The organism is Plantactinospora sp. BB1 (assembly GCF_003030385.1).
GTDB lineage: Bacteria > Actinomycetota > Actinomycetes > Mycobacteriales > Micromonosporaceae > Plantactinospora.
The window spans coordinates 3,139,534-3,158,099 of the sequence record NZ_CP028159.1; the positions used below are offsets into that span (position 1 = coordinate 3,139,534).

The window sequence follows — 18,566 nt, forward strand, 5'->3', positions numbered from 1 at the left end:
CGCACCGCCCCGCCGCTCATTTGGCCTCTCCGGCGACCCGGCCCAGCAGCGCCTCCTGGAGGTTCACCAACGGTGCCTCGGGGCTGCCCTTGCGCCGGGTCCAGCAGCCATCCCCGGCCAGGTCGAACGCCTCGACCTCCGGGCTCATCGCGGCGGTCAGCAACTCGTCCAGCGCGGCCCGGGCGGCCGGATCGGTCACCTGCACCAGCGCCTCCACCCGGCGGTCGAGGTTGCGGTGCATCAGGTCGGCGGAGCCGATCCAGAACTCGACGGCGCCGTCCGACCCGCCGGCCCCGGCCTCCCCGCTGCCGAACCGGAACACCCGGGAGTGTTCGAGGAAGCGGCCGAGGATCGAGCGGACCCGGATGTTCTCCGAAAGCCCCGGTACGCCCGGCCGCAGCGTGCACATCCCCCGGATCAGCAGGTCGACCCGGACCCCGGCCCGGGAGGCCCGGTAGAGCGCGTCCACGATCGCCTCGTCGACCAACGCGTTGACCTTGAACTGGACCAGGGCCTGCCGGCCCTCCCGGGCCCGGTCGATCTCACCCTCGATCCGCTCGATCAGGCCGCGCCGGATGCCCTGCGGCGCCACCAGCAGCCGCCGGTACGACGTCTGCCGGCTGTACCCGGTCAGCACGTTGAACAGGTCGGTCAGGTCCGCCCCGATCTCCGGGTCGGCGGTGAGCATGCCGAAGTCCTCGTAGAGCCGGGCGGTCTTCGGGTGGTAGTTGCCGGTGCCGATGTGGCAGTACCGGCGGATCTGGTTGCCCTCTTGCCGGACCACCAGCGCGGTCTTGCAGTGCGTCTTCAGCCCGACCAGGCCGTAGACCACGTGGCAGCCGGCCCGCTCCAGCACCCGGGCCCAGCCGATGTTCGCCACCTCGTCGAAGCGCGCCTTGATCTCCACCAGCACCACCACCTGCTTGCCGGCGGCGGCGGCGTCGATCAGCGCGTCGACGATCGGGGAGTCCCCGCTGGTGCGGTAGAGGGTCTGCTTGATGGCCAGCACGTTCGGGTCGGCCGCGGCCTGCTCGATGAAGCGCTGCACGCTGGTCGAGAAGGAGTGGTAGGGGTGGTGCACCAGGATGTCACCGTCGCGCAGGGTGGCGAAGACGCTGCGCGGCACCTCACCCTCGGCGAGCCGGGGATGGGTGGCCGGCACGAACGGCGGGTCCTTCAGCTCGGGCCGGTTGGACTCGTTGTAGACCTGCCAGAGCGCGGTCAGGTCGAGCAGCCCCGGCACCCGCAACACGTCCTGGCTGTCCATGTCGAGTTCCCGGACGAGCAGGTCGAGGACGTGGTCGGAGACGGAGGCGGCGACCTCCAGGCGTACCGGCGGGCCGAAGCGGCGCCGGGCGAGTTCCCGTTCCAGGGCCTGGAGCAGATCCTCGTCCCGGTCCTCGTCGACCTCCACCTCGGCGTTGCGGGTGACCCGGAACAGGTGGCACTCCACCACCTGCATGCCGGAGAAGAGCTGGTCGAGGTGGGCCGCGATCAGGTCCTCCACCGGCAGGAACCGGTAGCCGGGCACGTCCCGCTCGACCCGGACGAACCGGGGTACGTTGTTCGGCACCTTCACCCGGGCGAAGAGTTCCGAGCCGCCGTCGGAGTCGCGTACCACCACCGCCAGGTTCAGCGACCGGCTGGAGATGTACGGGAACGGGTGCGCCGGGTCGACGGCGAGCGGGGTGAGCACCGGGAAGATCTGCTCCCGGAAGTACGTCCGCAGCCGCTGCCGCTCCGCCACCGGCAGCTCGCCCCAGTGCAGTACCGCGACATCCTCGGTGGCGAGCTTCGGGCGTACCTCGTCGACGAAGCACGCGGCGTGCCGGGCGACCAGTTCGGCGGCGCGCTGGGAGACCCGTTCGAGCTGGGTGCTCAGCGGCATCCGGTCGCCGCCCCTCACCGGCAGCCCGGCCTGCAACCGTCGCTTCAGCCCGGCGACCCGGACCATGTAGAACTCGTCCAGGTTGTTGGCGAAGATGGCGAGGAACTTGGCCCGCTCCAGCAGCGGGGTGTCCGGGTCCTCGGCCAGGGCCAGCACCCGGGCGTTGAAATCCAGCCAGGAGAGTTCCCGGTTGAGGAAGCGGTCCGGTGGCAGCGGCCCGGCCGGTGCTGCGGCGGGTTCGGCGGCCGGTTCGGTGCTCTCGGGGCGGGCGGCCAGGCCGCTCTCCGGGATGGCGCTGCCCGGCCCGGTGGCCGGCACGCCGCGCCGGCCCTGTTCCGGGTTGCCGGCCAGGCCGGTCGCCGGGCTGCGGTCCGGGCCGCCGGCTGCGGCGCGGGCCGAGTCGGCCGCCTGGTCCAGCGCCGCCGACCGGTCCGGTTCGGCGACGGTGTCCGGTTCGACGGTGCCGTCCGGCTCGCCCGCCGGGTCGCGGTCGGTGTGCCCGGCGGGCCGTGCCTTGCGCTCGGGGCGGGGGCGTCGGGACGGTGGGGTGCTCACCACCCCATCATTCCCCGGTGGTGGTTAACCGAAAATGAACTTTGCCCGAGCGGATCAGGGGAAGGTCGGCAGCGTGATCCGGACCAGCGTGCCGGTCTCGTCGTGCTCCAGCCGGACCCGTTGGCCGAGGCGGAGCAGCCGCAGGCCGGAGGCGTCGAACGCGGTCGCCGGAAAGCTGACCCGGGTGCCGTCGTCGAGCAGCAGCGTGCCGGTGCGGGTCTGCGGGTCGTAGTCGGCCACCGTGCCCTGCATGCCCAGCACCGTACACCGGTCGGGAAGACGGTGCGTCGGCCTCGGGCGGCGGCACCGGCGGCGGTGTCGTTCCCCGCCGGTCGGGCCGCGCCTCAGCGCTGGGCGCCGGCCGGTGTCGCCCGCCGGGTCAGCGCGGCGGTCTGCCGGCCGAGGCCGAGCGCGACCGCGGCCCGCAGGTCCGCCGGGGTGTCGACGTCGCGGCGCAGCGTCGGCCAGGCGGCGGTGAGCGGCCGGGCGCCGGAGGCGGCGTGCGCGGCCGCCGAGTGCGGGCCGAACCGGGGGTCCAGCGTCGCGCCGGGGGCGGCGGTGAGGAGTACGGTGCCGGTGCCGGGGGCGTCCGCGACGAAGCTGCGTACCCCGGGTGGCCCGCCGGCGGCCCGCAGCGCCTCGGCCAGCTCGGCCGGGCGCAGCGCCGGCAGGTCGGCGGTGAGCGCCGCGACCGGCCCGTCGGCGGCGACCGCCGCGCCCCGGGCGAACGCGGGGTTGAGCCCGGCGGTCGGCGGCTCCGGCACGATTCGGGCGCCGAGCCGGCCCAGGGTACGGGTCGCCTCCGGGTCACCGGTCACCACGAGTACCTCCCGGACGGCCGGGCAGCCGAGTACGGCCTCGACGGTGTCCTCGGCCAGCGCCAGGGCGAGCAGTTCGTGCGGTACGCCGTCGAGCGCCCCGCGCAGCCGGCTCTTCGCCGACCCGAGGCGCTTGACCGGCACCACCACGGTCCAGTTCCGCTCTGCCACGCGACAATCCTGCCAGTTCGCCGGCGGTCGCCCGGCGGGTGGCCCAGCCGGCCGGCGGATACCCCTGGCTGGCCGTACCCGGGGCGAACAGGCATGATTTCGCTGCGGGCGGCGGCACCCCGGGCCCGGGTCGGTGGCGGGCCGGACCGGGGTGGGCACGGGCGGTGTCACCTCGCCACCCGAGCCGGGACGCCCGGGTGGCGCCCCGGCCGGGCCGCGCCAGGGTTGGACGACGAGGAGGCACAGTGACACGGCGCAGGCTCGGGTTCTGGCGACGGTTCGCCGTCTCGGTGGTCAAGCCGGTGCTGACCGTCTGGACGCGCCGCGACTGGCGCGGCATGGAACACCTCCCGTCGTCCGGTGGCCTGATCATCGTGGTGAACCACCTCTCCCACTTCGACCCGCTGGTCTCGGCCCACTTCATCTACGACTCCGGCCGCTGGCCCAGCTATCTGGGCAAGGCGAGCGTCTTCAAGGTGCCGGTGATCGGCAAGATCCTGCTGAAGTGCCGGCAGATTCCGGTGGAGCGCGGCACCGTCGACGCGGCCCGGTCGCTGGACGCGCTGGACCGGGCGGTCCGCTCCGGCGCCGCCGTCGTGATCTACCCGGAGGGGACCACCACCCGGGAGCCCGAGCTGTGGCCGATGCGCGGCAAGACCGGTGCCGCCCGGCTCGCCCTGGCCACCGGCGCCCCGGTGGTGCCGATCGTGACCTGGGGGCCACAGCGGATCTTCGACCCCCGGACGAAGAAGGTCAGCCTCCGGCCGCGTACCCCGGTGACGGTGGTCGCCGGTCCGCCGGTGGACCTGAGCCGGTGGGCCGGCGCGGTGCCGAGCAAGCCGGTACTCGACGAGATGACCGACACCATCATGCTGCGGCTGCGCGACATGCTGGCCGAGGTCCGGGGCGAGACACCCCCGCCGCTCTGGTCGGCGCAGGCGAATCGGCGTACCGAGGACCGGGCATGAGCCACGTCGCCGTGCTCGGCGCCGGTTCCTGGGGTACCGCCTTCGCCAAGGTGCTCGCCGACGCCGGCCGGGACGTGCTCCTCTGGGCCCGCCGCCCGGCGGTGGCCGAGGCGCTGCGGAGCACCCGGACCAACCCCGACTACCTGCCCGGACTCCGGCTGCCGGCGGCGGTACGCGGCACCGCCGACGCCACCGAGGCGATCACCGGCGCCGACCTGGTGGTGCTGGCGGTGCCGGCGCAGACGCTGCGCGGCAACCTCGCCGAGTGGGCCGGGCACCTCGAACCCGACTCCACGCTGGTATCGCTGATGAAGGGGATCGAACTCGGCACCACCAAGCGGATGAGCGAGGTGATCGTGGAGACCGCCGGGGTGGCGGCGGACCGGGTCGTCGTGGTCTCCGGCCCCAACCTGGCCGCCGAGATCGCCGCCGAGCAGCCGGCCGCGACCGTGGTCGCCTGCACCGACACCGACCGGGCGACCCTGGTGCAGGCGTCGGTCAACACGCCGTACCTGCGCCCGTACACCAACGACGACGTGATCGGCTGCGAGCTGGGCGGGGCGGTCAAGAACGTGATCGCGCTCGCCTACGGCATCACCACCGCGATGGGGCTGGGCGACAACACCCGGGCGACCCTGATCACCCGGGGGCTGGCCGAGACGGCCCGGCTCGGCGTGGCGCTCGGCGCCGACCCGCTCACCTTCGCCGGCCTGGCCGGCCTCGGCGACCTGGTCGCGACCTGCTCGTCGCCGCTCTCCCGGAACCGGACCTTCGGCGAGCACCTGGGCCGGGGCGAGACCCTGGAGCAGGCGCAGACCGCGACCCGGCAGACCGCCGAAGGGGTGAAGAGCTGCCTGGCGATCCGGGATCTCTCCCGGGCGCACGGCGTGGAGATGCCGATCACCGAGCAGGTCGAGCGGGTCTGCCACGAGGGCGCCGACCCGCACGCCGCGATGGCCGTCCTGATGAGCCGGAAGCCGAGGCCCGAGTGACCGCGACCGATCGACGGGGGGAGACCATGCCCGACCAGCCGAACCACGGCGACGGCACCCGGCCGGACTACGGCGACGGCACCCGGAGCGTGCACGCCGGTCTGCCGGCGCCGGTACCCGGACAGCCGTTCCTGCCCGGGCCGGTCTTCGCCGCCCCCTACCACCTGGACCCGGCGGTCGGCCCGGAGGCGAGCCCGAACGGGTACGGCCGGCCGGACAACCCGACCCGGCGCCTGCTGGAGGCGGCCATCGGTGAGCTGGAGGGTGGGGACTGTCTCGCCTTCTCCAGCGGGCAGGCCGCGATCACGGCGGTGCTGCTCTCGGTGCTGCGCCCCGGTGACACCGTGCTGCTCCCCACCGACGGGTACTTCCCGGTGCGGGCGTTCGCCGCCGAGACACTGCGCGGGATCGGGGTACGCGTCGACTTCGTACCGACCGCCGGCCCGTACCCGTCGTTCGACGGCGTACGCCTGGTGCTGGTCGAGACGCCGGCCAACCCGGGCCTGGACGTCTGCGACATCGCCGAGCTGGCGACCCGGGCACACGCCGCCGGTGCCCTGCTGGCGGTCGACAACACCACCGCGACACCGCTCGGCCAGCGGCCGCTGGACCTGGGCGCCGACCTGGTGGTCGCCTCCGGCACCAAGGCGTTGACCGGGCACTCGGACCTGCTGCTCGGTTACGTGGCCAGCCGGACGGCGGCACTGCTGGAGACGATTCTGGGCTGGCGGACCACCACCGGCTCGATCCCGGGCGCCTTCGACGCCTGGCTGGCACACCGGTCACTGGCCACACTGGACCTGCGGCTGGCCCGGCAGAGCGCCAACGCGGCGGCGGTGGCGGCGGTCCTGCGGGCCCGCTCCGACGTGGCCGGCCTGCGCTGGCCGGGGCTCGGCGACGACCCGGCGTACCCGATCGCCAGCCGGCAGTTGCGGCGGGTGCCGGGGATCGTCGCCTTCGACCTCGGCGACGCCGACCGGGTGGCGCGGTTCCTGGCCGCGAGCCGGCTGGTCTTCGCGGCGACCTCCTTCGGCGGCCTGCACACCAGCGCGGACCGGCGGGCCCAGTGGGGCGACGGCGTCTCCGCCGGATTCGTCCGGCTCTCCTGCGGGGTCGAGGACACCGCCGACCTGGTCGCCGACCTGACCGCCGCGCTGGACGCGGCCGGCGGCCGATAGCGTCGCTGGCCCGAGTCGGACGGCCGGGGGGTGCGGGACTGGTTCGGGTGCGGCAGGGTATGCACATCGGTCGGCTGGCGACGCCGGGATCGGGGTCCGGGGGCCGGCCGGCGTACCGGGGAGGCGCACCATGACGAACTCGGAAGTACCGGTCGTGGTCGGGCTCGACAACGGCGGTAACAGCAACAACGCCACCGTGCTGGACGCGACCGGGCGGTTCCTGGTCGACGAGTTGGTCGAGACCCCGTGCCGGGTGCTGGACGGGCCGGAGGCGGCGGTCGAGGCGCTGGCGGCGTCGATGGCACAGGTGCTGGCGCGTACCGGCACCCGGCCGGAGCGGGTGCTGGCCGTCGGATTGGACACCCCGGGGCCGGCCAGCGCCACCGGGGTCATCTCGTCGAAGGGCTCGACGAACTTCTCCCAGCCGGCCTGGCGCGGCTTCGACATCCGCGGCGCCCTCGAACGCCGGCTCGGCCTGCCGGTCGTCTACCACAACGACGGCAACGCGGCAGCGCTCTACGCCCACCACTCCTACTTCGGCGCCGACGCCGGGCAGCGGTCGTCGATCTCCGCCATCGTGGGGACCGGACTCGGCGGCGGTGTGGTCGTACGCGGGCAGGTGCTGACCGGTACCGCCGGGATGGCCGGCGAACTCGGGCACGTGCACATCCCGATGTTCGGCCTGCTCGCCGAGGGGCAGCCGGTGCCGGCCTGCAACTGTGGGTTCGTCGGTGACGTGGAGAGCGTCGCCTCGCTGACCGGCATCCGGCGCAACCTGCTGCCGTACTGGCTGGGCCGGTTCGCCGGTCACCCGCTGGCCGAACTCGACCCGGTGGGCGCCGCCAAGCAGGTCCGGTCGTACGGGGTGGACGGCGACCCGATGGCGCTGCGGATCTTCGAACAGCAGGCGATGGCCCTGGGCCGGCTCTTCACCATCGCCGCCAACTTCACCGACCCGGACGGGTACTTCGTCGGCGGTGGTGTGGTGGAGGCGACGCCCGAGTTCCGGGACTGGTTCCTGGCCACCGTCCGGGAACACACCACGCTCCGGGCCGAGCAGGCCGAACGGGCCCGGTTCGCGCTGGTGCCGGATCTCGACATGGCCGGGGCCCGGGGCGCCGCCATCGCCGCGCTGAAGCTGCTGGACGGCACGGTCAACCCCGCCCGGTGATCCGCCCGCTGTTGTCGATGGTGCTGGGGGTAGTTCCGGGGGTAGGGGCAACCCGACCCTGATCGGCTCAGGGTCGCGGAAGCCGGGGATCGGTCCGGGATCGCGCCGGATTCGGCGCCGGGCCGGCGCGACGACGCTGGTCACATGATGTCCGGACCCCTACCGCAGCCATGGACCGCCCGACCGCTGACCCTGCTCGCGGCGCTTGGCATGTGCCTGACGGCGGCCCTGGGCGTCGCGGCGCACCTCGCCCCCGACCCCGGGATGAGCCCGCTGTCGCTCACCATCAGCGACTACGCCGTGTCGAACAACGGCTGGCCGATGAACCTCGCGATCCTGATCCTCGGGGTCACCTCGCTGGCCGTACCGCTGGCGTTGCGGGCCGCCCGGGTCAGGGTGGGCCGCCCCGCCGAGGCGCTGCTGCTGGTCTGGTGCCTGGGGCTGATCGCCTCGGCACTGGTACCGACCGATCCGCTCGGAACGGTCGAGCTGACCACCCAGGGCTACGTGCACCGGTACGTCTCGGTCGCCGCCTTCGTCGCCCTGCCGCTCGCGACGCTGCTGGCGATCCGCCGGCTCGCCGCCGACGTGCGCTGGCGGGACGCCGTACGCCGGTTACGGGCGTTGGCGGTGACCAGCGTGCTGGCGCTGATCGCGCTCTACTACGTCGCGTTTCCCGGCGGCCGGGTGATGATGGGGCTGGTCGAGCGGATCCTGGTGGTGGTCGAGCTGGCCCTGCTCGCGGTGCTGGTGGCCAGGCTGCACCGGGTCGCCGGCAACCGGTCCCGGGCGGTGTCGACCCGCTAGCAGGGCCCGGCGGCGTCGCGGTGTGACCACGGCCAGCTCCATCGTCGGTGCCGCTGCCGGGCCGGCCGGCGGCCGCCCGTTCCCCCGCAGCCAGCGCGGTGCCCACCAGTTCGCCTCGCCGAGCAGCCGCATCAGGGCGGGGAGCACGAGGCCGCGGATGACGGTGGCGTCGATCAGGATCGCGGCGGCGAGGCCGACCCCGAGCTGCTTGTACTCCAGGATCGACAGGGTCGCGAAGACCGCGAAGACCGCCACCATGATGATCGCGGCACTGCTCACCACGCCGGCGGAGGAGACGATTCCGCGTTCGATGGCGTCCCGGGTCGGCACGCCGTGCAGCACCGCCTCGCGGATCCGGCTGACCACGAAGACGTGGTAGTCCATCGAGAGTCCGAAGAGGATGACGAAGAGCATCAGCGGCAGCCAGGAGACGACGGCGCCGTTGCTCTGGAAGCCGAGCAGGTCCTCCGCCCAGGAGTGCTGGAAGACCAGCACCAGCAGCCCGTACGACGCGGCGACGGAGAGGGCGTTGAGCAGGATCGAGGTCAACGCCACCGGTACGGACCGGAAGCTGCCGAGCATCACCAGGAAGGTGACGGCGAGGACGAAGCCGAGTACCGAGGGCAGCGAGTCCGACATCTGGTCCAGGAAGTCCTGGCTGCTGGCGGTGCGGCCGGCGACCGCGTACTCGGTTCCCGGCACCTGGCCGACGGTGGCCGGCAACAGCTCGGCCCGGAGCCGGCGCAGCGTCTGGACCGCGTCGTCGCTGCCGGCCGGACCGGCCACGTACACCGAGACGAGCCGGACCAGGCCGTCGGCGGAGCGCCGTACCGTCGGCTGCCGGTCGTGGGCGAAGCCGGCGGCGTCGCCCAGCCGGGCGCCGAGTTCGGTCAGCGCCCGGTCCAGCTCCGCGCCGTGCCCGGCGCCGGTGCGGATCGCGACGGTGTGGCTGGTGCCGAGATCGTTGCTGGGGAACGCCGCCGCCAGTCGGTCGTAGCCGCGCAGGATCGGGATGGAGCGCGGCAGGTCCGCGGAGGTCGGCCGGGCGAGCCGCATGTCCAGGGCCGGGGCGGCGAGGGCCAGCAACGCGAGTACGGCGACCAGCAGCGTCGGTGCCGGCCAGCGCAGCGCCGGCCGGAGTACCGCGGACCAGAACCGGCTCCGGCCGGCCCGCTCGATCCGGCGGCCGAGGAACGGCACCCGGGGCCGGTCCACCCACCGCCCCAGCGTGACCAGTACGGCCGGCAGTACGGTCAGCGAGCCGAGCATCGCGACCCCGACCACCAGGATCGAACCGGTCGCCATCGAGCTGAAGGTGTTCTCACCGACCAGGTAGAGCCCGGCCATCGCCACCATCACCGCCAGCCCGGAGACGAGTACCGCGTGTCCGGAGGTGGCGGCGGCGATCTCGACCGCGCTGCGGTGGTCCCGGCCCCGGGCCCGCTCCTCGCGCTCCCGTCGCAGGTAGAACAGGGAGTAGTCGACCCCGACCGCCATCCCGATCAGCAGGATGATGCTGTTCACCAGTTCTCCGGCGGGGAAGACGTGCGACGCGAAGGCGGCCAGCCCGAACGCGGCGGCGACCGCCGAGAGCGCCAGCAGCACGGGTACGCCCGCCGCGATCAGCGCGCCGAAGCTGAGCACCAGGATGCCCAGGGCCACCGGCACGCTGATCAGTTCGGCCCGCAGGAAGTCCGCGCCCAGCGTCTCGGTCAGGGCCTTGCCGAGCGAAGCGGTCCCGATCTGCTCGATCCGCAGGTCCGGAAACTCCCGCTGGACCTCGGCGGTGGTGGCCAGCAGTGCCGGCACCTGCCGTTCGGCGGCGTCCGCCTCCTCGTCCGGCGGGTCGGCGAGCACCACTTCGACCAGCAGTGCGGTGCCGTCCGGTGCGTGCAGCGGCGCCCGCACCTCGGCGACCTCCGGCAGGGTGCGCATCCGGGTGCCGACCTCGGTCGCCGCCGCGTCGGCCCGGTCCCGGTCGAGCGGACCGGTCAAGGGCGTGATCAGGACGTTCTCCGTCACCGGCGGCTCGGCGAACTCGCCGGCCCGCTCGATCCGGTCGGCCCGGGCCAGTTCGCCGTGCAGGCTGTTCGCCCCGGTCGCCGGTACGGTGCCGACGGCGGAGCCGCCGACGACACAGGCGGCGACGAAGAGCAGCCAGCCGAGGATGGCGAGCCGGGGGCGGGTGGCGCTCCACCGGCCGATCCGCACGGTCAGGGGAATTCGTTTCACAGGTCGGAGTCCTCAACGCCGTCGGGTGATCCAGGACCCGTCTCGGGTCTGCTCCGACGTTAGGAATCCGGCCCGGAGGCCACCATGGGGCGCACCATCCGCCCCGGGACGGCCGGCCGCACTCCGGCTGCTGCGGTAGACCACACCCCGCCGGTCGGCGTGGTTGATCCCGTACCGGTCCGGCGGTTCGGCCGAGCGCGGGCCGGTCGTCGCCCTCGTCAGTCGACGGGGTAGCGGGCCTGGAAGTCGAGGCGGGCGTCGGCGTCCTCGGCGATCCGACCCAGTACGTCGTCGAGGGCCAGGAACGCCGCCCAGCGCTGCTGCCCACCGACCGCGGCCAGCCGGTCCACGACCCGGTCTTCGAGGTCGGCTTCGCGTCGACCCTTCCAGATCTTGTCGGCGAGGCTGACCAGCAACTCCTCGATGGTGGTGTCGGGGGAGTCCCAGCGGGCGTGGCTGGCGGCGAACCGGGCCAGGGCCGGCTGGACTCCGTACCCGATCAGGAGTTCGCGCCCGGCGGGCTCGTGCCGCGACCCGGGCCCGGAGAGTTCCTCGGGGTGGCGGGTCTTGCCGATGTCGTGGGTGGCGGCGCCGAAGCACACCGCCCGGTGGTCGACGACGAGGTCGGGATAGTCCTGGCCGAGCCAGTCGAGCAACTGGGCCGCGACGTCGTGCACCGCGCGCAGGTGTGCGGCCAGCCGGGCCGGGGCGTTCGACCTGAGCAGCAGTTCGGCGGCCTCCGGCGGGAGCGGCCGCAGCGGCGGCGTGCCGGGGTCGGCGAGGGCGCGGTGCAGGGCGGCGGTCACGACGGTCAAGGGTAGCCAACTGACCGCCACGCCCCCTGACCGCCGACCCGGACCGGCGGAGCAGGGGGCGTGGGGCACCGGAGCTGGGCGGGCCGAGCCTTGCCGGGGGGACGCAGCTCGGTGACCGCCGACCTCCCCCGGGGTCAGGGGAGAACGGGGGAGGCGGGCAGCGCGGTGGTGAATGCGGTCCAGGCGGCCGGCGCGAAAATCAGCACCGGCCCGGTGGTGTCCTTGGAGTCGCGGACGGCCACGACGTCGTCGGCGGCCCCGGCGAGCAGGGCGAACTCGACGCAGGCGCCCTGGTCTCCGCTGTGGCTGCTCTTGCGCCAGGGGGCCCGGCCGAGCAGGTCGGTGGTCTCCGGTGACATGTCACAGTCCTTTCAGGAGGCGGTTGATGGTGTCGCGGCTTTCCGCGGGACTCAGTGCGACGGCCCGCAGGTGTTCCATGATCTTGGTGCAGGTGCGCAGCTCGTGCGGCCGGTCGAGGATCAGTTGTCCGGCGACGGTCTCCACCGAGGCGAGGATCGGATCCTCCGGGTCGGCGAACTCGAGCAGGTGCAGCGAGCCACGGGTACCGCGGTGGTAGCCGGCCTTGAGCGGGATGACCTGGACGGTGACGTTCGGCAGCTCGGACATCTTGAGCAGGCTCTTCAGCTGTGCTGCCATCACGGCCTCCCCGCCGACCGGGCGGAGCAGGGCGCCCTCGTCGACGATGGCGTCGAAGATCGGCGGGTCGCTCTCCTTCAGCCGCTCCTGCCGGCCGATCCGGATCTGCACCCGCTGCTCCACCTCCTCGTCGCCGAGGGTGTGCGGGCCGCCGCGCATGATCGCCCGGATGTACTCCGTGGTCTGGAGCAGGCCCGGCACGACCGAGGGCTCGAAGTTCGCGATCGCGGTGGCCTCGGCCTCGACGGCGATGAAGTCGATGGTGCGGCGGTCCAGGATGTACGAGTACGGGACCCACCACCCCTGCTTCCTGGCCTCCTTGGCGAGCGCCACCATGTCCTCCAGTTCGCTCTCCGGCCGCCTGTAGAGGGTGAGCAGGGCGCGTACCGAGGCCGGGCTGACCATCGTCTGCGCGTTCTCGTACCGCGAGAGCGTGCTGCGGGTGCTGTTGATCTCGTCGGCGGCCTGTTCGAGGGTGAGCCCGGCCGCCTCGCGGGCATGGCGTAGGGCGATGCCGAGGCGGCGGGCGCGGAACGACTTCGGAGCCATGCATCGATCCTGTCACATGGAACCGGGAATGTGTGCATGAGAGAAGGTACGTGAGAGTTGCATTCACGCGTTCACAACTGGCAATCTGTCATCACGTCCTCACCGCCGGTGGTCGTGTCGACGGTGGCTGTGGGTGACCGAAGGGGAATGAGGCGCACGGCGATCGGACCTTCCCGTACCCGATCGCCGTGTCCCTCCCGCCAGCAAGCGGACCTGGAGGTGACAGATGACCGCGACCCCGTGCTGGCCTCGGGTTTCCCGATGCCGCTGGTGCGCGCGACCAGTGTTGCGGGACAACGAGGACGCGTGGATCCACGCCGACCTGGCCTACGTGTGCCGGGACCGGTGGGGTGGGCTGGCCGGCACGACCGCCGAGCCGGAGGCGGCTCGCCGTGGCCTCTGACCGGCACGGACTTCGGAGTGGTCGCGGGCGGCGCAGCCATCCGCGACGGTGGCCGGGGCGGTCACGGTGACCCGGTTCCTCGTGGTGCTCACCGACGTGCGGCCACTGACCAAGGAGGGCCGGGACGAGCGGATCGAGCCGGAGCGGCGCCGCCAGGTCGTCGGCGCCACCAGCAGGGAGGCCGCGGACCGGATCGCCGCCGCCTTCGCCGCCCTCGGCATGGTGCGGGCGGGCCGGCAGCGGGTCAAGGTACTCGCGGTCGGCCGACGTCGATCACTGGCCGGCTGAGCTGACGCCGATCCCGGAACCCGTCCCACCGCCGAGCCCTCCGCTCAGGCCGTCGTTCGGGTCGCCGTTCGGGCCGTCGTTCGGATCGTCGTTCGGGCCCGGTCAGGTCGGCGTTCGGGTGCCGGAGTTGAGGCGGCGGAGCCGGAACCAGCAGCGGCGGACCAGCAGACCCACCTCGACGGCGGCCCGGCTGCGCCACCGGATGATCAGCGTCACCAGCGGCACGATCAGCGACGCCCCGCCGACGACCTCGACAGCGGTCGGCGGATGCGGGTCGAGCGTGATCAGCAGCATGCCGAGCAGCAGGGCGACGAGCCGCAGCGGCGCGGTGACGAAGGAGAACCGGTAACGGTTGACCAGGACCAGCGTGCGGGTCGGCCCGGAGAGCCGGTTGAACCGCCAGCGCAGCAGCGCGAAGACGCCGGCCGCGCCGGCCAGCACCACCAGCAACCCGCTGGCCGCGGCGAGCGGCCGGGAGTCGACCACATCCTGCAACGTCCCCACCAGGAGCGTCACGAGCAGGAGTACGACGCAGCCGAGATCGGTCAGCAGCCAGAGCGCCCGGCGGGCGTTCCCGGTGGCGGCCCGGATCGCGACCGGATCGGTGGGTACCGTCTGGAGCATCCCGGCCATCACCGGCGAGGCGCGCACCGCCCGGCCCCGATCACTGTCCAAGGTGGCCAACTGATACAGGGCCTGCGGGTCGTCGGGGGCAAGCCGCAGCGCCTCCAGGTACGCCGCCCGGGCTCGACCGAACTCGGCCATCCGGCGCTGCACCCTGCCCTCGGTGACGTGCGCCCAGACACTCTCCGGGTCGAGTTCCCTGGCCCGTCGGGTCGCGGCCAGCGCGGCGAGCACCGTGCGGGTACCCCGACCGCAGAGCAGCGCCTCGGCCCGGGCGAGTTCGCTGCGGGCGTCGTCCGGATCGAGGGTACGGGCCAGCTCGGCGGCGGCGAGCGCCTCGGGGATCCGGCCCAGCTGGCGGAGCGCCAGGGAGCGGTTCCGCTGCACCTGCGGACTGGCGGGGAGGCTCCGGGCCGCCATGTCGAGCACGGTCAGCATGTCCGCCCAGCGGCCCTCCCGCTGGTAGCAGTAGCCGAGCACCTGGAGCGCGTAGCTGTCGCCCGGGTCGGCCCGGAGCGCCTCGTTGATCAGCGGGTACGCCGCCTTCACCCGGCCGACCTGGGCGAGCTGCAACGCCCGCTCCAGCAGTGCCGTCCCGGGGTCCGCGCCCGAGCCGCCCCCGGCCGACGGTGCGGTCCCGTCCCCGGCCGCACCGTCGCTGGGCCCACCCCCTCCGGTGTCGACCCCGGCGGTCATCAGAGCAGCTTCCGCCGCTTCAGATAGCCGACGAGGTCGTCGTACATGCCGCCCTCGTTGGCGAACATCGCCACGTTGCGGGCGGTGGCGAACCACGGCTTGGTGGAGGGGCGGATGTCCTTGAGCGCCCGGTCGAAGTCGCGCTGCTCGATCATCCGTACCTCGCCGCGCCGGATCGAGTCGGCCATCGCGTACTCGGCGGCCGACTCGCACAGGTGCGCCAGGTCGGCGCCGGAGAAGTCGTCGGTGGCGGCGACGATCCGGCGTACGTCGATGTTGGCGATCGGCCGCTCCCGCAGGTGGTACTCGAGGATCGAGGTCCGGGCCGGCGCGTCCGGCGGGAGTACCAGCACCACCCGGTCGAGGCGGCCGGGGCGGCGCAGCGCGGGGTCCACGTCCCAGGGCGTGTTGGTGGCGGCCAGCACGAAGACGCCCTCGTTGTTGCCCTCCACGCCGTCGAGTTCGGCGAGCAGTTGGTTGCCGATCGTCCGCATCCCGCTGGAGGTGACCTTGGAGCGCTTGTGTCCGAGCGCGTCGACCTCGTCGAGGAAGAGTACGCACGGCGCGCTGCGCCGGGCCGTCTGGAACAGCTCGTGCAGGTTGCGCTCGGAGTTGCCGATCCACATGTCCAGCACGTCCACGATGGAGAGCGAGATGAACTTGGCCCCCATCTCGCCCGCGATCGCCTTGGCCAGGAACGTCTTGCCGCAGCCGGGCGGGCCGTACAGCATCAGGCCGCCGCGCAGGCTCTTGCCGTAGAGCTTGCGCAGTTCCGGGTTGCGCAGCGGGCCGAGGAAGGCCAGCTCCAACCGCTCCTTGACCTCGGTCATCCCGCCGACGTCACCGAGCCGGATCGTGGAGACCTCGACGTCGAACATCCGGTCGGCGTCCCCGGTCACCGGCTCGGGCTGGTCTCCGGCCGGTGAGAAGCGCGGCGGTACGACGTCGGCGAGTTCCTGCTCGTAGGCGGCGAGCGGATCGTCACCCGGCTGGCCCGGTGCGCCCGGCTGGCCGGGGCGTGGTGGGTCGGCTGCCGGCCCGGTGCCGCCGACCGCTCCGGCGGAGGCGTCCGCACCGGCCGCCGCGCCCGGCGAGGCCGCATCGGAGACCGGCGTACCGGAGGTTGGCGTACCGGAGACCGGCCGGCCGGCGGCGGGCGCGGGTGTGCCGCCGCCCAGGGCCCGCTGCATCAGGGCCTGTGCCTGGGGATCGGCGGGGTTACGGGCGAGGGCCTGCCCGACGTGCGCGATCGCCTCGGCGGGACGTCCGGCGTCGAGGAGCAGCCCGGCGAGATGCAGCCGCAGCGGGACGTCGTCCGGGCTCGCGCCGACCGCCGCGCTCAGGCTGTCGATAACCGAATCGGAAGTCACAAGACGAGCAGCCTAGACGGCGCCCGTCACCGGGGCGACACACCCGCAACTCCGGTCTCGGCGAACCCTCGCGGATCGGTACGCCACCGGTTACCCGTTGTGCTCGGCACGCTCACGGCGGCGGAGGTTTCCCGACGGTGAAAAGGGGTGTGGACCCGGGAGTTGGCCACGCAGAGTAGGGTCACCCGGTGAGCGCACGAGGAGCGACGGCAACACCGTTGGGTCTGCCAATGACGGTGCCCGCCCGGTGTGACCGCGACCAGCGACGACAGCGACCAGCGGTGACATGAGCGCACAGCGGTGACGCGAACGAAAGGTGACCGGAGTGACCACCCCAGGCAAGACCCGTGTGGCCCTCGTCTTCGGCGGCCGCAGCACGGAACACGCCATCTCCTGCGTCAGCGCCGGCAGCATCCTGGCCGCCCTCGACCCCGACGAATTCGACGTGGTCCCGGTGGGCATCACCCGGGCGGGTCAGTGGGTGCTGACCGACGGTGATCCGGCCCAGTTCGCCATCACCGACCGGCGACTACCGGAGATCACCGCCGCCGCCGGATCGACCGTGGTGTTGCCGGCCGACCCGACCGGCGACGGCCTGATGGTGCTGGACCCGGCCCAGGGGCCCCAGGCACTCGCCGGGGTCGACGTGGTCTTTCCGGCGCTGCACGGCGCGTACGGCGAGGACGGCACCATCCAGGGACTGCTGGAGATGGCCGGCATCCCGTACGTCGGCGCGAACGTCTTCGCCTCGGCGGCGGCGATGGACAAGGAGTTCACCAAGAAGCTGGCGATCGCCGAGGGCATCCCGGTGGGGCCGTACGCGGTGCTGCGCAGCGGGGTCAGCCTCACCGAGGAGGACAAGGAGCGGCTCGGGCTGCCCGTCTTCGTCAAGCCGTCCCGGGCGGGTTCGTCGGTCGGGATCAGCAAGGTCTCCGACTGGGCGGACCTCGACGAGGCCGTCGCGCTGGCCCGACAGGTCGACCCGAAGGTGCTGGTCGAGGCCGCGATCATCGGCCGGGAGATCGAGTGCGGGGTGCTGGAGGCCGAGGCCGGCGGTGGCCCGGAGGCGTCGCTGCTGGCCGAGATCCGGGTGGTCGAGCACGACTTCTACGACTTCGAGGCGAAATACCTCGACGCCAGCGACTACGACATCCCGGCCGAGTTGCCGGACCGGGTGACCCGGCAGGTGCAGGAGTACGCCTGCCGCACGTTCAGCGCGCTGGACTGCGCCGGTCTGGCCCGGGTCGACTTCTTCGTCACACCGGAACTGGACGTCTATCTCAACGAGATCAACACCATGCCGGGCTTCACACCCACCTCGATGTTCCCGCAGATGTGGGCGGCGACCGGGCTGGAGTACCCGAAGCTGGTGAACCGGCTGATCCGGACCGCGCTGCGTCGAGGCACCGGTCTGCATTGACCAGCGTCCGTTCGCTGCCCGTCCGGGCGCGGCCGGCGCTGCCCCTCCGGGTGCCGCCGGCTCGTGGCGGTGGTCAGCCCCCGGTGCAGCCGCTGGGAATCTGCGGCAACGACGGCACGGAGGCGACCAGGGACTCCGACACCGGTGCCGCCCACTGCACCGTCTGCTCCTGCCCGGCCGGCACGCTGAGCCGGACCGGCACCTCACGGTCCACAGTGGTCAGCACCAGGCCGCCGTCGCGATGCTCGGTGAGCCAGCAGACGTTGTTGACCATCCACAGGTCGGGTACGTCCGGAACGGCCGGCGGGGCAACGCCGCAGGCGAGGGTGATGGCCGGGTCGCCGTACGCGGCGTTCTGCTCCGGGCCGGCGGTGACCGGTCGCTGGCCGAGGCTGCGGAGGGTGGCCGGCAGCCGTGACAGCAGGGCCCGGCAGACCGTGGCCGGCCGTTCGGCCAGGGTCGGGGCCGCCATCTGCACCGGCGTGCTCGCCTGCGGCGCGGCCGAGGTCGGCGTCGGAGCGGGCTTTGCGACCGGATCCGGGCTGAGCTGGCCGAAGACCAGCACCGCGACGAGAGCGGTCAGCGGCAGGGCGACCACGGTCGCCCAGAGCGCCGCCTGCCGGGTGGTCCGGTCCGGTCCGGCCTCGGCCGGCCGGTCCGCCGGCCCGGTGGTCGCCGCCTCCGGCTGGCTGGGCCTGGTGCTCCGCGCCATCTACAACCGGACCACGGAGCAGGTCAGCGTGCGGGTGATGCCGGGCACCAACTGCACCTTGCTGACGATCATCTTGCCCAGCTCGTCGACGGTGTGTGCCTCGGTGAGCACGACCACGTCGTACGGGCCGGTGACGGCGTCGACGCGGACGACTCCGGGAATATCCGAGATGTGCGCGGCCACGTCACGTGCCCTTCCGACCTCAGTCTGGATGAGGATGTACGCCTGGACCACGACCCGCCTCCCGTCCGC

Annotated in this window: 17 protein-coding genes and 1 pseudogene; 7 read left to right on the forward strand and 11 right to left on the reverse strand. The window is 73.2% G+C overall.

Translation table 11 applies throughout. The features are described 5' to 3' along the window. Window positions 1-16: 16 nt before the first annotated feature. The 3 genes from C6W10_RS13640 to cofC form a co-directional block, all read right to left on the reverse strand. A complete protein-coding gene (locus C6W10_RS13640; protein WP_369938683.1) occupies window positions 17-2,239 on the reverse strand; it encodes an RNA degradosome polyphosphate kinase in 2,223 nt (740 codons plus the stop codon). A gap of 258 nt (window positions 2,240-2,497) precedes the next feature. After that, window positions 2,498-2,695 carry a cold-shock protein gene (locus tag C6W10_RS13645; RefSeq protein WP_199853075.1) on the reverse strand — a complete coding sequence of 66 codons (198 nt, stop codon included), beginning with the start codon at window positions 2,693-2,695 and terminating at the stop codon, window positions 2,498-2,500. Window positions 2,696-2,787: 92 nt separating this feature from the next. Next, entirely contained in the window at window positions 2,788-3,432 is a 645-nt protein-coding gene (gene cofC / locus C6W10_RS13650; protein ID WP_199853930.1) for a 2-phospho-L-lactate guanylyltransferase, read from the reverse strand. Window positions 3,433-3,677: 245 nt separating this feature from the next. Here cofC and C6W10_RS13655 point away from each other — a divergent pair, with 245 nt between their 5' ends. The 5 genes and pseudogenes from C6W10_RS13655 to C6W10_RS13675 all read left to right on the forward strand — a co-directional run. Then, entirely contained in the window at window positions 3,678-4,400 is a 723-nt protein-coding gene (locus C6W10_RS13655) for a 1-acyl-sn-glycerol-3-phosphate acyltransferase (RefSeq protein WP_107258398.1), read from the forward strand. Further along, a complete protein-coding gene (locus C6W10_RS13660) occupies window positions 4,397-5,392 on the forward strand; it encodes an NAD(P)H-dependent glycerol-3-phosphate dehydrogenase (protein WP_107258399.1) in 996 nt (331 codons plus the stop codon). The genes C6W10_RS13655 and C6W10_RS13660 overlap by 4 nt, the downstream gene beginning before the upstream one ends. A 26-nt stretch (window positions 5,393-5,418) precedes the next feature. Continuing rightward, window positions 5,419-6,570, forward strand: coding sequence for a cystathionine gamma-lyase (locus C6W10_RS13665; protein ID WP_107263928.1), 1,152 nt, complete (start codon window positions 5,419-5,421; stop codon window positions 6,568-6,570). Between the two features lie 130 nt (window positions 6,571-6,700). After that, on the forward strand, window positions 6,701-7,741 hold the full coding sequence (locus tag C6W10_RS13670) for an ROK family protein (protein WP_107258400.1): 1,041 nt from the start codon (window positions 6,701-6,703) through the stop codon (window positions 7,739-7,741). A gap of 264 nt (window positions 7,742-8,005) precedes the next feature. After that, window positions 8,006-8,437, forward strand: a pseudogene (locus C6W10_RS13675) (DUF998 domain-containing protein); the annotation flags it as partial. Here the strand turns inward: C6W10_RS13675 and C6W10_RS13680 are convergent. The 4 genes from C6W10_RS13680 to C6W10_RS13695 all read right to left on the reverse strand — a co-directional run bounded on the left by C6W10_RS13680 (window position 8,357) and on the right by C6W10_RS13695 (window position 12,801). Then, window positions 8,357-10,780: an MMPL family transporter gene (locus C6W10_RS13680; RefSeq protein ID WP_234361743.1), complete on the reverse strand. Its 2,424-nt coding sequence runs from the start codon at window positions 10,778-10,780 to the stop codon at window positions 8,357-8,359. The pseudogene C6W10_RS13675 and the gene C6W10_RS13680 sit on opposite strands and share 81 nt — an antisense overlap. A gap of 218 nt (window positions 10,781-10,998) precedes the next feature. Continuing rightward, window positions 10,999-11,586, reverse strand: coding sequence for an HD domain-containing protein (locus C6W10_RS13685; RefSeq protein WP_234358990.1), 588 nt, complete (start codon window positions 11,584-11,586; stop codon window positions 10,999-11,001). Between the two features lie 143 nt (window positions 11,587-11,729). Next, the gene (locus C6W10_RS13690) at window positions 11,730-11,954 is read right to left on the reverse strand and encodes a DUF397 domain-containing protein (protein ID WP_107258403.1); all 225 of its coding nucleotides are present in this window, start codon (window positions 11,952-11,954) and stop codon (window positions 11,730-11,732) included. Between the two features lies 1 nt (window position 11,955). Continuing rightward, complete coding sequence (locus C6W10_RS13695) at window positions 11,956-12,801, reverse strand: helix-turn-helix transcriptional regulator (RefSeq protein ID WP_107258404.1); 846 nt, start codon at window positions 12,799-12,801, stop codon at window positions 11,956-11,958. 469 nt (window positions 12,802-13,270) lie between these two features. Between C6W10_RS13695 and C6W10_RS13700 the strand changes: the two genes are divergently transcribed. Continuing rightward, entirely contained in the window at window positions 13,271-13,492 is a 222-nt protein-coding gene (locus C6W10_RS13700) for a hypothetical protein (RefSeq protein WP_101371954.1), read from the forward strand. 102 nt (window positions 13,493-13,594) lie between these two features. On the opposite strand, the gene C6W10_RS13705 is transcribed toward C6W10_RS13700, so the two are convergent. Both C6W10_RS13705 and C6W10_RS13710 read right to left on the reverse strand, forming a co-directional pair. Then, window positions 13,595-14,812: a lipopolysaccharide assembly protein LapB gene (locus C6W10_RS13705; RefSeq protein WP_107258405.1), complete on the reverse strand. Its 1,218-nt coding sequence runs from the start codon at window positions 14,810-14,812 to the stop codon at window positions 13,595-13,597. After that, the gene (locus tag C6W10_RS13710) at window positions 14,812-16,182 is read right to left on the reverse strand and encodes an ATP-binding protein (protein WP_107258406.1); all 1,371 of its coding nucleotides are present in this window, start codon (window positions 16,180-16,182) and stop codon (window positions 14,812-14,814) included. The genes C6W10_RS13705 and C6W10_RS13710 overlap by 1 nt, the downstream gene beginning before the upstream one ends. Window positions 16,183-16,507: 325 nt before the next feature. On the opposite strand from C6W10_RS13710, the gene C6W10_RS13715 reads away from it, so the two are divergent. After that, window positions 16,508-17,602 carry a D-alanine--D-alanine ligase family protein gene (locus C6W10_RS13715; RefSeq protein ID WP_107258407.1) on the forward strand — a complete coding sequence of 365 codons (1,095 nt, stop codon included), beginning with the start codon at window positions 16,508-16,510 and terminating at the stop codon, window positions 17,600-17,602. A gap of 73 nt (window positions 17,603-17,675) precedes the next feature. On the opposite strand, the gene C6W10_RS13720 is transcribed toward C6W10_RS13715, so the two are convergent. Together C6W10_RS13720 and C6W10_RS13725 are read right to left on the reverse strand one after the other, a co-directional pair. Further along, on the reverse strand, window positions 17,676-18,314 hold the full coding sequence (locus tag C6W10_RS13720; protein ID WP_107258408.1) for a DUF3515 family protein: 639 nt from the start codon (window positions 18,312-18,314) through the stop codon (window positions 17,676-17,678). After that, window positions 18,315-18,548 (reverse strand): Lrp/AsnC ligand binding domain-containing protein, encoded by a 234-nt coding sequence (locus C6W10_RS13725; protein WP_101370271.1) that lies wholly within the window; start codon window positions 18,546-18,548, stop codon window positions 18,315-18,317. Window positions 18,549-18,566 lie beyond the last annotated feature (18 nt).